The sequence below is a fragment of the Chryseobacterium koreense CCUG 49689 genome, from assembly GCF_001045435.1.
Lineage (GTDB): Bacteria > Bacteroidota > Bacteroidia > Flavobacteriales > Weeksellaceae > Kaistella > Kaistella koreensis.
This window is the reverse complement of record NZ_LFNG01000003.1, coordinates 96,849-110,889: the sequence shown is the minus strand read 5'-3', so window position 1 is coordinate 110,889 and position 14,041 is coordinate 96,849. Positions and strand designations below refer to the sequence as shown.

Annotated in this window: 14 protein-coding genes; 10 read left to right on the top strand and 4 right to left on the bottom strand. The window is 40.3% G+C overall.

Translation table 11 applies throughout. The annotated features are described in order from the left end of the window. Positions 1–60: 60 nt before the first annotated feature. Positions 61–1,158, top strand: coding sequence for an LptF/LptG family permease (locus tag ACM44_RS02445; RefSeq protein WP_048498519.1), 1,098 nt, complete (start codon positions 61–63; stop codon positions 1,156–1,158). On the opposite strand, the gene ACM44_RS02440 is transcribed toward ACM44_RS02445, so the two are convergent. After that, positions 1,152–1,868, bottom strand: coding sequence for a biotin--[acetyl-CoA-carboxylase] ligase (locus ACM44_RS02440; protein WP_048498518.1), 717 nt, complete (start codon positions 1,866–1,868; stop codon positions 1,152–1,154). The two genes, ACM44_RS02445 and ACM44_RS02440, sit on opposite strands and share 7 nt — an antisense overlap. 89 nt (positions 1,869–1,957) lie before the next feature. On the opposite strand from ACM44_RS02440, the gene rsfS reads away from it, so the two are divergent. The 7 genes from rsfS to ACM44_RS02405 all read left to right on the top strand — a co-directional run bounded on the left by rsfS (position 1,958) and on the right by ACM44_RS02405 (position 9,555). Beyond that, entirely contained in the window at positions 1,958–2,329 is a 372-nt protein-coding gene (gene rsfS / locus ACM44_RS02435; protein WP_048498517.1) for a ribosome silencing factor, read from the top strand. Between the two features lie 43 nt (positions 2,330–2,372). Then, on the top strand, positions 2,373–4,388 hold the full coding sequence (gene ftsH / locus ACM44_RS02430; protein WP_048498516.1) for an ATP-dependent zinc metalloprotease FtsH: 2,016 nt from the start codon (positions 2,373–2,375) through the stop codon (positions 4,386–4,388). 133 nt (positions 4,389–4,521) lie between these two features. Then, positions 4,522–5,103 (top strand): LUD domain-containing protein, encoded by a 582-nt coding sequence (locus tag ACM44_RS02425; RefSeq protein WP_048498577.1) that lies wholly within the window; start codon positions 4,522–4,524, stop codon positions 5,101–5,103. Positions 5,104–5,146: 43 nt separating this feature from the next. Then, positions 5,147–6,022 (top strand): phosphatidate cytidylyltransferase, encoded by an 876-nt coding sequence (locus tag ACM44_RS02420; RefSeq protein ID WP_048498515.1) that lies wholly within the window; start codon positions 5,147–5,149, stop codon positions 6,020–6,022. A gap of 82 nt (positions 6,023–6,104) precedes the next feature. Further along, on the top strand, positions 6,105–6,755 hold the full coding sequence (locus ACM44_RS02415; protein WP_048498514.1) for a phosphatidylserine decarboxylase family protein: 651 nt from the start codon (positions 6,105–6,107) through the stop codon (positions 6,753–6,755). Positions 6,756–6,855: 100 nt separating this feature from the next. Beyond that, positions 6,856–7,416, top strand: coding sequence for a hypothetical protein (locus tag ACM44_RS02410; protein WP_048498513.1), 561 nt, complete (start codon positions 6,856–6,858; stop codon positions 7,414–7,416). Between the two features lie 3 nt (positions 7,417–7,419). Beyond that, positions 7,420–9,555 (top strand): cation:proton antiporter, encoded by a 2,136-nt coding sequence (locus ACM44_RS02405; RefSeq protein ID WP_048498512.1) that lies wholly within the window; start codon positions 7,420–7,422, stop codon positions 9,553–9,555. A gap of 53 nt (positions 9,556–9,608) precedes the next feature. On the opposite strand, the gene ACM44_RS02400 is transcribed toward ACM44_RS02405, so the two are convergent. Together ACM44_RS02400 and ACM44_RS02395 are read right to left on the bottom strand one after the other, a co-directional pair. Continuing rightward, positions 9,609–9,932, bottom strand: a complete 324-nt coding sequence (locus ACM44_RS02400; protein ID WP_152669285.1) for a bacteriophage spanin2 family protein — start codon at positions 9,930–9,932, stop codon at positions 9,609–9,611. Positions 9,933–9,994: 62 nt separating this feature from the next. Next, entirely contained in the window at positions 9,995–11,209 is a 1,215-nt protein-coding gene (locus ACM44_RS02395; protein WP_048498510.1) for an aminoacetone oxidase family FAD-binding enzyme, read from the bottom strand. Between the two features lie 217 nt (positions 11,210–11,426). Between ACM44_RS02395 and ACM44_RS02385 the strand changes: the two genes are divergently transcribed. Both ACM44_RS02385 and thiL read left to right on the top strand, forming a co-directional pair. Beyond that, positions 11,427–11,966, top strand: a complete 540-nt coding sequence (locus ACM44_RS02385; protein ID WP_048498508.1) for an acyl-CoA thioesterase — start codon at positions 11,427–11,429, stop codon at positions 11,964–11,966. A 67-nt stretch (positions 11,967–12,033) separates the two neighbouring features. Next, on the top strand, positions 12,034–13,095 hold the full coding sequence (gene thiL / locus ACM44_RS02380) for a thiamine-phosphate kinase (protein ID WP_048498507.1): 1,062 nt from the start codon (positions 12,034–12,036) through the stop codon (positions 13,093–13,095). Here thiL and ACM44_RS02375 read toward each other — a convergent pair. After that, positions 13,092–13,937: a UDP-2,3-diacylglucosamine diphosphatase gene (locus tag ACM44_RS02375; protein ID WP_048498506.1), complete on the bottom strand. Its 846-nt coding sequence runs from the start codon at positions 13,935–13,937 to the stop codon at positions 13,092–13,094. The two genes, thiL and ACM44_RS02375, sit on opposite strands and share 4 nt — an antisense overlap. Between the last annotated feature and the right edge of the window lie 104 nt (positions 13,938–14,041).

Sequence of the window (14,041 nt, the reverse complement as noted above, 5' to 3'; positions counted from 1 at the left end):
GTTAATTACTGAGCATACCAATTCGGCATTTCCTACCCATTGTTAATTATTATTTAGCCAATGTTCACCATCATCGACCGCTATATCATCAAAAAATACCTCGGAACCTTCGGGTTCATGCTGGGTTTGTTGACGATTATCGTTTTGGTCATCGATGTTCAGGCAAAAGCACCCCGAATTGAATCCAACGGATTTACGGTAAGTGAGTTTCTGGTGAATTTTTATCCTTATTGGATTCTCAATCTGATTATCACCTTCATGTCGATTTTGGTTTTCATCTCGGTGATTTTCTTTACCTCCAGAATTGCGAATAACACAGAAATTGTGGCCATCATCAGTTCCGGTGCGAGTTTTCACCGTTTCGCCAGACCTTACCTCATTACTTCCGGCTTCATTGCCATCATGGCATTGCTTTTAAATCATTTGGTTTTGCCTCTTGCTAACACCAAAAAAAACGCACTGGAACCCTATACTTACACTGCAGTGAGTCGCGACGAGTTCACCGGAAGTTCAGAAGTTTCCACCCAACTTTCAAAAACGGAATACATTTTCCTGAAAAGTTATAACAAAAAGGAAAAGCGCGGTTCCGGATTTCTTTATCAAAAATTCGACAAAAACCACCGCCTGATTTATCAACTCAATGCAAGTGAATTTTACTGGGACAAAACCAAAAACCAGTTCGTACTAAGCAATTATCTTGAAAAAACCATCAAAGGTGATGGTACCGAAAAATTGGGAAATGGGAATTCCATGGACAAAAGTTTCGGGCATCCTCCGGAAGAACTGTTCCCGGATGTTTTGCTGGGTCAAAATAAAACCACTCCGGAACTCCTTCAATTCATCAATCGTGAAAGAGAAAAAGGAAACGCCAATTTGAACACCTATTTGAACGAGCTCTACCAAAGAACTTCCATGCCGGTTTCGGTGATCATTCTGACTTTTCTCGGGCTTTCACTTTCGTCGCAGAAAAAACGGGGCGGATTGGGTCTGAATCTCGCGTTGGGAATTGCTTTGGCGTTTGTTTTCGTGTTTTCTTTTGAGGTGTTGAAGGTAGTTTCAGAAAACAAAACTTTGACTCCGCTTCTGGCGATGTGGTTGCCGGATATCGTTTTCGGACCTTTGGCTTTGATACTCTATTTTAAGCGTGCGAATCAGTAAAGCATCTCAATCTCTTTATGGAAAAACCTCCTTAATCCGTCATTTTCCAGTTCTACCCAAAGAAAACCTTCCTCATCCACATTTTTTATAATGCCATTTTGTCTGATTCCTTTAATTTCGAATACAGAAACTTCATCTTTCCGGAAAAGGTCTTTATTGATTTTATTCCATATTTCGGGACCCGGAGCATTTTGAAAAATTCTTTCGGAAAAAAATTCATGAAACCGCTCCACCATCTCCTTAAGTTCAAATCGAATTCCGGTTTGAGTAAGTAACGAACCTGCTTTTGGAATGTGTCTAAAATCTTCCTGCAAAACATTCAATCCAATTCCAATAATAAAATACGGGATTTCATTAATGTTTTTTTTTTCGATTAAGATGCCGGAAATCTTTTTATTTCTAATGATTAAATCATTCGGCCATTTAATTTCCACCGGAAAAGTTGACAGATTGGCAAGAAAATCACGCAAGATAATTGCGGTATAAAAATTGAGGGATGGTGTTGGAACGCGGATTCTGTTGGCCGGAACCGCAAAAGAATAAGCGATATTCCTGTTTACCGAAGATTCCCAAGAATTGCCGTATTGCCCTTTCCCATTCGTTTGTTTAAAAGTGTAAACCGCAAAAGTTTCAGAATCGCCGTAAAGTAAAAACCGGACTGATTCGTCTTGAGTTGAAGCACATTCATCCAGGTAAAAAACAGGTATCATGGAATCTGACTATTATAGATTAGAAACCGTAAATTTGAGGATAAATTAGATAAAAAAACAATAAATTTGCAGATTAGCAAAAATTTTTAATGAATAAATCGACAGAAAAACAACTCCTAATCGACAAAATCGTAGATGCCATTCAAGACACAAAAGGTGAAGACATCATGATTTTTGACCTTTCCAACATAGAAAACTCTGTTGCAGAAACCTTTATCATCTGCAGCGGAAATTCAAACACGCAGGTTTCGGCCATTGCTGGAAATATTGAAAAAAAAGTACGGAACGATCTTCACGACAGACCATGGCATGTGGAAGGAACCGAAAATGCAATGTGGGTTCTGATGGATTACGTTTCCGTGGTAGTGCATGTTTTCCAAAGGGCAACCCGTGAATATTATGAAATTGAAGAACTTTGGGGCGATGCAAAAATCACCAAAATAGAAGATTTAACAAATTGATATTTGACTGACCTGTTTTCGTCAAAATTTTTATAAAAAAGATATGAATAACAATAAAGGATTTAACTGGTTTTTTCCCATAGCGATCGCTGCTATACTGCTTTTCTTCTTTTCGAACATGAATGGCGATTCCCAACAGAACACCATTGACGAAGAAGGATTCTACAAATTAATGGCAGAAGGGAAAGTCCAGGACATACTCATCTACAAAGACACCGAAAAAGCAGACGTTTTCCTGACTAAAGAGGCAAAAGCTGAAGCTGCTGCAAAAACTACCGCACCTGCGAAAAATCCAATGTCGGCTTTTGACTTTAATCTGGGTCCAAAACCAGACTATACCTTAAGCTATGGCGACCTTCAACTTTTCCTAGAAAAGTTCGATAAGATCAAAGCAGACAATCCGCAAATCGCGACTAAAAAAGATTACGGAATGGGGAAAAACCCAATGACGGAACTTCTATTCAACGCCTTATTCTGGATTGGTTTGATGGCTTTATTCTATTTCGTTATTTTTAGAAGAATGATGAGCGGAAGCGGCGGTCCCGGCGGACAAATTTTTTCCATCGGAAAATCCAGGGCAAAGCTTTTTGACGAAAAAGAAAAAATACAGACCACTTTTAAAGATGTTGCCGGTTTGGAAGGCGCAAAAGAGGAAGTGCAGGAAGTGGTAGACTTCTTGAAAAACTCAGAAAAATACACCAAACTGGGAGGTAAAATCCCGAAAGGAGTTCTGCTAGTGGGTCCTCCGGGAACAGGGAAAACATTATTGGCAAAAGCTGTTGCAGGCGAAGCCAAAGTACCGTTCTTCTCACTTTCAGGTTCAGATTTCGTGGAAATGTTCGTGGGAGTGGGAGCTTCCAGAGTTCGCGATTTGTTTGCACAGGCAAAAGCAAAATCTCCAGCAATCATTTTTATCGATGAAATTGATGCAATAGGTAGAGCAAGAGGAAAAGGAAACTTCACCGGAGGAAATGACGAGAGAGAAAACACGCTGAACCAGCTCCTTACTGAAATGGACGGCTTCGGAACCGATACGAACGTCATCGTGATGGCGGCTACCAACCGTGCAGATATTTTGGATAAGGCATTGATGAGAGCAGGAAGATTCGACCGATCAATTTATGTGGATTTGCCGGAACTTCATGAAAGAAAACAAATCTTCGATGTGCATTTGGCAAAAATCAAGCTCGACCCCAATATCGACCGGGAATTTTTGGCAAAGCAAACTCCAGGATTTTCAGGAGCAGATATTGCAAACGTTTGCAACGAAGCGGCTTTAATCGCAGCTAGAAACGGACATGAAGCCGTGAACAAACAGGATTTCCTTGATGCGGTGGACCGAATCATCGGCGGACTGGAAAAGAAAAACAAAGCCATCAAACCTTCAGAAAAAAGAAGAGTCGCCTATCATGAAGCAGGACACGCAACCATTTCTTGGCTCGTTGAACATGCTGCTCCACTTCTGAAAGTCACTATTGTTCCTAGAGGAAGATCACTTGGCGCAGCTTGGTATCTACCGGAGGAAAGACAGCTGACCACCACCGAACAAATGAACGACGAACTGTGCGCTACTTTGGGAGGAAGGGCAGCCGAAGAAACCATTTTTGGAAACATTTCTACTGGAGCACTTTCGGATCTGGAACGTGTGACCAAACAAGCACAGGCGATGGTGACAATTTATGGTCTGAATGACAAAGTAGGAAATATCTCTTACTACGACAGCTCCGGACAATCCGAATACAGCTTTGGAAAACCGTATTCTGAGCAAACCGCAAAAATGATCGACGAAGAAATTTCGAAAATCATCGAAACTCAATATCAGAGAGCATTGCAGATTCTGCGTGACAATAAGGAAAAACTGGACGCTTTAGCAACCAAACTCCTGGAAAAAGAGGTGATTTTCCGAGAAGACTTGGAAGATGTTTTCGGGAAAAGAGCATGGGATCCGGAATTGACCGAACACCCGGTTTCCAGCACCCATAATGAAGAATCAGAAACCAAGGACGAAAATCCAGGGGCAGAAGAAGTTCAGGCACCGGAATCGGGGACTCAACTTTAATTAAAAAAATAAATGCTTGACTATTTGCATCCAAATTTTTTGGAAATGTAAATAGTCAGGTTTTTTTTGTTAATTTCACTCCGTAAACAAATATTTTCTATTTTTGTATAAACATTCGCATAAACCGCAGAAATTGAGTTTATTTAAAAAAATTGTCGGAAAAATTTTAAATCAGCCGGAAGAGGACGAAAATCAAGATGTGATTAAACTTGGGGATCAGTTGAAAAACGCTGATTTGGATTACAAGTTTGTGCAGCTTTTTACGCATTCCGGAGGATTCTTCAATTATTGCGGAGACGAAGCAGAAGCACTTCAAACCCTGAATCACATTCTGAAAATTGAAGATGTGAAATCGGTTTTCTGTTGGGACCAGGAACTGAAAAATTTTCTGGATGTGGTGAAAGTTCCCTATACTACAGAGCTCGAACTTTTCAATGACTGCGCCTTTATCACTTGTGAATACCTGATTGCCTATGACGGCAGAATCATGCTTTCACACAACAATATCCTGCATTACCATTCTTCCAGACTGCCGGAAAAAATCATCATCATGGCGAATGTTTCCCAGATTGTCACGAATCTGAACGATGCGATGGCCAAAATCAAGAGAAACGGAAACATCAAAAACCTCACCTCCATCAGCGGAAGCAATTCCAAATTGGATACGCCAAACAAGGACAATACGAAACTTTTCTTACTTTTGCTCGAAGATTAATTTCTAGCATTTTTTTTTAATTTCTCCCTTAACAAACAAAACTTTGGATCGAAATCTAATTCAACGATTATTTGGCGGACTGCTTTATGGGTTCGTGGTCATCTTTTGCACTACACCACTCGGCTCGACAATGCTGGAAAAAATCTCGCCCAACCTCATCCAGCAGCAGCAATTATATTACGGATTGATCACCTTCTTCCTGTTTGTGGGAGCTTGGGAATGCGTGAAAATGATGAAATTCGATCCCAAAAGTTGGGAAAAATATTTGGTTTTCCCACTGATTGCAATAGTTTTCTGGCGATTTTCAACCAGATTTTTCAGACACGGATTTTATTTTGACTTTAATTTTTCGGAAATCCTGGCACTTTTGCTGGTGGTGATTGCCGTAATTACTTTATTCAAATTTTCCAAAGAACTTTATTATGATAACGGAAAACTGATTTTCACCGTGATTTACACTGCGCTGCCATTTGGATTTGCTTTAGGTTTACCAAAATTTTCAGCGGCGGAAGGAACCTTTAGCTTAGAGGTTTTTTTCCTTTTCATCCTGATTTGGAGCAGCGATACGTTCGCATATTTCACCGGGAAATTTTTCGGAAAGCATAAAATGGCGCCAAAAATTTCACCCAAGAAAACCTGGGAAGGATTTGCAGGCGGAGTGATTTTGACCATTATCCTCGGATTTTTTATTGAGAAATTCCATCCGGATTTAAGAGGGAACTGGATCATTGTGGGATTTTTGGTTTCTGTTTTTGCACCGCTCGGAGATTTGGTGGAAAGTCAGCTGAAAAGAACATTCGCAGTGAAAGACTCCGGAAACATCATTCCCGGACATGGCGGAATTCTGGATCGACTGGATAGTTTTATTATCTGCGTTCCGGTTGTATATTTGTACTTTATATTAGAAAGATTAATTTAGCCATTTAAGAATCGGTCATCCGTTTTCTCCATAAAAATAAAAAACTGCTATTCGCCAAAAGCAAGTAGCCAACAGCTATCAAATGAAACTGCACAAAGAATCAAAAGGTACAATTACCGTCGCCACTTTATTATTCATCATCATCGCGGGACTTTCCATTTATTTTCTAAAATTTTGGGCCATCCTACTCCTGATACCGGTTTTGGTCATCTATGGATTGGTATTCTGGTTTTTCAGGGTTCCCGAACGGCATATTTTGGATACAGAAGAAAACATCATCGCACCGGTTGACGGAAAAGTAGTGATGATCAAAGAAGTGGACGAGGACGAGTTTTTAAAGGAAAAAGCCATCCAAATTTCGATTTTCATGTCGCCGCTGAATGTGCATATTTGCAGGTTTCCGGTCTCTGGAAAAGTCGTTTACAAAAAATACCATCCCGGAAGATATTTAGTTGCTTGGCACGAAAAATCTTCCACTGAAAATGAAAGAACCACCGTTGTCGTTGAAGGTTTCAACCATCACAAAGTCGTTTTCCGTCAAATTGCGGGTTATGTGGCCAGAAGGATCGTTTTCTACTGTAATGAAGGCGATGAGGCAAAAGCCGGACACGAATTCGGGTTCATCAAATTTGGTTCCAGAATGGATGTTTTTCTGCCATTAAATACAGAAATCACCTGCAAAATTGGAGATAAAACTACTGGCGGAATAGATGTGATTGCGAAATTGAAGTGATCAATTTTATGATTTATCGCTAATGTTTAAAGCCGGGATTTTTTAGTCTTGGCTTTTTTTGTTAATTTTAAAATCTGTCAAACCAAATCCAATAAAAATAATGCTGAAATACGGTTTTCTACTTATTGCCGCGCTGAGTTGGAGCTCCTGCAACTTTAAAGAAAAAAGCGAAGAGCTAAAGGTCCGCGAACAAAAACTTCTGGAAAAAGAAAAAGCATTCGCGATGAAAGAATCTGATTATCAAAATCTTTTGAAAATGCGCGACAGCCTTTATGCCGCAAAGGACACTATTCAAGCGATTCCGCTTCCGGACAACATTCTAGGCAAATGGTCCGGAAAAATGATCTGCGTGGATTCCAACTGCCCTGAAAACATGATTGGCGACATTAGAAATGACAATTGGGAATTCAGCGAAAATGGCCAGAAAATCTCTGCAAAAGTCACCAACAAAGCCGGAAACATCAGAATCTACACCGGCAGTTTCAATGGTTCAGAAATCCGGCTTTCCTATCAAAGTGATTCCACCGCAGCAAAAAAATCCTATGTGAACATCATCTTGAATGATTTAAAGGATACCAAAATCCGTGGAACCCGCGATGTAATTGGTGACAATAATTGTACTTCTCGTTTTTCCATTGATCTGGATAAATCTAAAAACTAGAACATGCTCAGCATTTTAAGCTTAAATTTTTCAACGCTCACGCTTCCGCTGGAAGATCCAGTTTTGAAATTTCTGGTGGTTTTAATCATCATTCTTTTTGCACCCATTTTACTGAACAAGATTAAGGTTCCACATCTTTTGGGACTGATCATTGCAGGTGCAATCGTGGGTCCAAACGGATTCAATGTACTTGCCAGAGATGCGAGCATTGTGGTGACCGGAACCACAGGATTGCTATACATTATGTTTTTGGCTGGTTTGGAAATCGACCTCAATGAGTTCAAGAAAAACAAGTGGAAAAGCATCACTTTCGGACTATACACTTTCTCCATTCCATTCATATTGGGAATTATGGGCGCTCATTTTCTGTTCAATTTCTCCTGGCTCACCGCCATTGTTTTTGCCAGTATTTTTTCCTCGCATACCCTGATTTCTTATCCGATCGTCAGTAAACTGGGCATTCAGAAAACCCTTCCGGTCAATATAACCGTGGGAGGAACTATGATTACCGATATTTTGGCGCTCCTGGTTTTGGCGATCTGTGTCGGTGTGACTCAAGGTGAGGTCAACGCTGCATTTTGGACCAAAATCTCGGTCTCGATGATTATTTTCTCAGCGGTCGTCTTATTTGGTTTCCCTATTATCGGCAGATGGTTTTTCAAAAAAATCAGTGACAGTATTTCCCAATATATTTTCGTTTTGGTGATGATCTATCTGGCTGCACTCCTCGCCGAATTGGGAGGTGTAGAACCAATTATCGGAGCGTTCTTTGCCGGACTTGCGTTAAACAGGCTTATTCCGCATACTTCTGCTTTGATGAACCGGGTTGAATTTGTGGGAAATGCGATATTTATTCCATTCTTCCTGATCAGTGTAGGAATGATCATCGATTTTTCGGTATTTCTTAAAGATATGAAAACGGTGGAAATCGCATTGTTGATGACGGTTATCGGGATTGCTTCGAAATATTTCGCGGCGGTGGCAACACAGAAAACCTTTAAACTTACAAAAGAACAAGGTGGGATAATTTTCGGATTAAGTGCTTCGCACGCGGCAGCAACATTAGCAATCGTGATGGTGGGCTATAACATTATTTTGGGCGAAACCGATTCAGGCGAACCAATCCGTTTGTTGGATGAGAGTGTTTTGAATGGTAGTATTCTCCTGATCTTGGTTTCATGCACCGTTTCCTCTTTCGTCACGCAGAAAAACGCACACCAATTGGTGAAAGCAGAAAATGAAAACACGATTACGGAAACCGATCCGGACGACGAGAATATTTTGCTCGCCGTAAATCATTTGGCTACTGTGGAACCAATGGCGGATCTTGCATTGATGATTAAATCCAAAAACAATCGCGGAAACCTTTATGTACTCAACATCATCAGTGAAGAGAAAAATGAATCCTCCAAGAAAAACGCCGAAAAGCTGCTTCATTCCGCTCAAAGCATCGGAGCTTCCGCAGACACCGAGATTAAGCCATTGATCCGGTATGATGCAGACATCATCAAAGGAATGAATAATGAGATCAAAGTGAATTCCATTTCGGATTTGGTAATCGGCGTGGATACAGAAAAAGGCTTTTCGCCCACTTTTGTCTATAACCTTTACAACGGTTATCTCAATAATCAGTCGGCAAATGTTTTGGTTTATCATTCGGCGCAACCGGTTTCCACCATCCAGAAATATGTGGTGATTTTCCCGGCGAAAGTGCATCTGGAATCCGGATTCTTCCATTCATTGCTAAAAGTCTGGAACCTTGCCCGAAATTCAGGGTCAAAAATTGAGTTTTATGGAAGTGAAGACACCATCAAAGTAATCGAAAATATCCGTAAGAAAGTGAATATCGATTCTTCGGTAATCATCTTCAACAACTGGTCAGAAATCCGCAAAATTTTTGAGAAAATGAAGGACGACGATGGTTTCATCCTGTTTATGGCGACCCGGGAAATGCAGTCTTATCTGCCCGAAATGCAACATGTGCCAAATTACCTCAACCAGCATTTCCGGAATTGGAATTATTTGCTGATATTCCCGAACCAAACCCGCGAAAGCGAATACAAAAAGCAAACACGCGCCATCGGAAATATGGATGATTTCATGGAAATCGGGAACATTGTGAGCAGAATTTTCAAATAAAAAAAAGGAATCAGCTTGAAGTTGATTCCTTTTTTTTCCGATTTTAAAACGGACTAAATCGGAACAAAAATTACCGCTAAAATTCCAGCTGCACCAATTAGGATGGAAGAAATCCAGTCGGTTTTCTTAATGGTTCGAACGTCACTTTTATTGATGTTAACTTCTTGACCGTCATTTGTTTTGCCATAAATCTTATCGTCGTCCACTTTTAGAACTTCCATTTTCACTACTTTAGGTTCATTGGTGGTAATGGTATATTTTTGGTAAAGTTCCAGAGAATTCTTCTGCATCGGTTTCAATTTATCTACTACTCTGGTTTGGCAGGAAGCCGCGAACACCAATAGCGATAAAGCAATTATAGAACGGAGTTTTTTCATTTTAAGAATAATTTTGTCAAATTTAATAAAATTAATGGTTTTGAAAGCGATTTTGAAAGCTTTTAAAAAACTTTCGAGTTCAAATCCTGGGCAATTAACCAAGCTTCGCTCCAACAAGCCTGAAAATTGAATCCACCTGTTACCGCATCAATATCTAAAACTTCGCCCGCCAAATAGAAGTTTTCCAAAATCTTTGAAGACATATTTTTAAAATTAATTTCCTTTAAATCCACGCCACCTGCAGTAACGAACTCCTCTTTGTACGTCGATTTACCCGAAACCTTCATCGAATTCGCGCAAAGATTAGTTAGAATCTGCTGAAGTTCCTTGGCTGAAATATTCGAAATGTTTTTTTCCAAATCCACTTTTGAAAGCCACAGAATCCGGTGCCAAAACCTGGAAGTGATTTCAAAAATCTTCGAACTTCCAATGGTTTTTTTAGGATGGTTTTGCCTGAATTTTTTGAAGATTTCTTCGGCTGTTTCCAGGTCAATTCCCAAGAAATTCACCACGATTTCAAACTGGTATTTCGCGGCCGCCAGTTCTCTCGCTTTCCATGCAGAAATTTTTAAAATGGCCGGTCCAGAAAGTCCCCAATGCGTAATTAACATAGGACCGGTTTCCAACATTTTAAGTTTTGGAATCGAAACTTCAGCCAGGGCAAAACTTGTCCCCATCAAATCCTTTAACGTTTCATTTTTAATGTTGAAAGTGAAAAGCGACGGCACGGCTTCCACGATTTGATGCCCTAGATTTTGGATGAGCTTCAGCGATTTCGGCGAACTTCCCGTGGCATAAACCACGTGATCCGCGAAGTAATGCTGTTCATTGGTTTTTACCAGATACTGATTTTCTAATCTGTCAATTTCTAAAACTACTGATTTAGTTTTGATTTGAAAATTTTTTCGGGAAACCTCATTTGTCAAAGTATGGATGATCGTCTGCGAGGAATTACTTTCAGGAAAAATCCGGTTGTCTTTCTCGATTTTTAAGGACACATTCCTCTGTTCAAACCACTCCATAGTATCTCCCGGCTGAAACTTGTGGAAAACGCTGAGCAGTTCCTTATTTCCTCTTGGATAGTAGCTAACCAATTCCTTTGGATCGAAACAGGCGTGCGTCACATTGCATCTTCCGCCTCCGGAAATTTTGACCTTCTGCAAAACCTCCGAATTTTGTTCTAAAATAGTGACTTCAAATAGGTTTTCATCAAGATTCGCGGCACAGAAAAATGCTGCCGCTCCACCTCCGATGATGATGACTTGCTTTTTTTTCATAGGTAAAGAGCGTTGTTAGCGCTTAAAGCGCTAACAACGCTCGCGCAAAAATACGATTTTTTCAAACCATCATTAATCCGTAATTTTGACACGGCAAATGGCACCAATTTCCGATAAATATCGGGTCGGCTTTTGGCGAGTAACTTTAGAAAAAATCTCAGAAGAAATTTTGAAGCAAGTTGCTTGTGGTCCATTCTTCTTAATCTAAAACAATAGAATGTCAGAATACCTACATAAATTCGAAGTGCGCTGGAGCGACATTGACGCCAATAAACACTTGGCAAACTCTTCATACATCGCCTACTGCGCACAAACCAGGATGGCCTTCATGAACGCCCACAAAATGGGTTTGAAAGAACTTTCAAGATGGGGAATTGGACCAGTGATTTTGCACGAGAGACTCTCCTTCTTTAAAGAGATTTATGCAGATCAAATCGTGTATGTTTCTGCAGAGATTTCCGGAATGTCTGAAGATGCGAGCATTTATCAGTTTGTCCATAAATTTTATTTGCCCGACGGAACGCACATGGCAACTGCAGAAGCAACCGGAGTTTGGATCGACATGATGCTTAGAAAATCTACTTCGCCACCGGACGATATTTTAGAAGTCATGGAGGAATTCCGTTCTGAAAACACCAAACTTCTGACCAAACAGGATTTGAAAGACCTGCCTTTCAAACCACAGGATGTAGAACCTTTTCACAAGAGAAATACTTTCACCTGGAGAAAAAATAAAGACGAAAAAACCGAAGAATAAAATTCTGACGGCTATTCAAGTCCCAAATAAATGCATCAATTCCCAAACATTTTTTACATATAAAGTAATGCTCGAAGAAAAATCCCCACAACTGACGCCGATTTCCGCTTACGGAGAATTTGGACTGATCAAGCACCTCACCGAAAACTTTAGTTTTGAAAATCCATCCACAGAAATTTCCATTGGAGACGATGCCGCGGTCATCAATCCAGAAAACCGAAAGGTAGTGGTGACGACCGATATTTTGGCGGAAGGTGTCCATTTTAATCTGGGATATGTCCCGCTGAAACATTTGGGATATAAAGCAGTCGTAGTCAACTTGAGCGATATCGCGGCAATGAATGCAGTGCCTACACAGATTCTGGTGTCGCTGGCTGTTTCAAACCGATTCCCTGTTGAAGCTTTGGAGGAAATCTATGCCGGAATTTCTTTGGCCTGTAAACATTATAAAGTTGATCTGGTGGGAGGCGACACCACGAGTTCCAATTCTGGTTTGGTGATGAGCATTACCGCAATCGGTTTGGAAGATTCCCAGAATTTGGTGGGAAGAAACGGTGCAAAACCAAATGATCTTTTGGTGGTAACCGGGGATTTGGGTGGTGCCTATCTGGGTTTGCAGATCCTGGAAAGAGAACATGCCGTGTTTCTTGCTAATCCCGATATGCAGCCGGAAATGGAAGGATATGACTATATTCTGGAGAAACAATTAAAACCTGAAGCCAGAACCGACATTAAAAATATTCTAAAAGAATTGCACATAAAGCCAACTTCTATGATCGATGTTTCCGATGGTTTATCTTCAGAAACGCTGCACCTTTCGGATCAGAGCAAAGTTGGTTTCAGGATTTATGAGGAAAAAATCCCACTGGATTCGTTAACGATAGCCACAGCCGAAGAACTCAACCTGAATCCCGTGATGTGCGCTCTGAACGGTGGCGAAGATTATGAACTGCTTTTCACCATTTCGCCAAATGATTTTGAAAAAATCAAAAACCATCCGGATTTCACCGTCATTGGTCATGCAGTTGAAATGGAACAGGGAAATTTCCTTGTGGCAAGAGGAAGCAATGAACTCATCGCACTAAATGCGCAAGGTTGGGATGCGTTTTTAAGAAGTAAAAAATCTTAAATTTTCGCACCAACAAACGCGGCAAAAATAGGCGGATGAATAAGTTCCTCCACATTTACGGTGATATCATTGCCTTCAATTTCAGGTTTTTCAAATTTGGTTTCATCAAAATATAGGAGTTCCCACTTTCCTTTTTGGTATTCCAAATAAGATAGATTCTCAATCCAGTCGCCGGAATTCAGATAATGAACCGTCCCTTTTTCATTGGTCACGATCCGATCTGCCGGTTGATGGATGTGCCCACAAACCACATAGTCGTATTTGTTTTCAATGGCTAGAGCAATTGCTTTCTCCTCAAAATCCGCAATAAACTTCACCGCATTTTTGACAGAGTTTTTGATTTTTTTCGAAAGTGAAATCTTTTTTTGGCCGATATTTTCCAATAAAAAATTAATTGCACGGTTGATTAGAATAAGCCAGTCGTAGCCGATTCCGCCAATTTTTGCGATAAATTTCGCACCGCCTTTCGTGGTATGGTCAAAAATATCGCCGTGGAAAAACCAGGTTTTCTTGCCGTCGATTTCTACCAGATATTTATCAGTGAGGAAAAGGTTTCCCATCGTCAAATCAGAATATTTCCTTAAGAATTCATCATGATTTCCGGTGATGTAGATGATCTCGGTTCCGTTCTTCATCATTTTGAAAAATTCACTGAGGACCGCCATGTGGGAGTTCGGGAAATACTTCTTAGAAAAAGCCCATCCGTCGATAATGTCGCCGTTCAGGATCAGCAGTTTTGGATTAATACTTTTCAAATACGCCACAAGCTGTGTTGCATGGCAACCATAAGTCGCCAAATGAATATCTGAAAGCACTACAATCGGGATATTACGCTTTTCCATTGAAGTTTTTTCAAAGTTAAGGTTTCAATATGAAATGAACTTAAATTGAAAATTAAATTTCGGCGCATTGACCCTCAACACTTTTTACAAAAAAAACTCCCAAT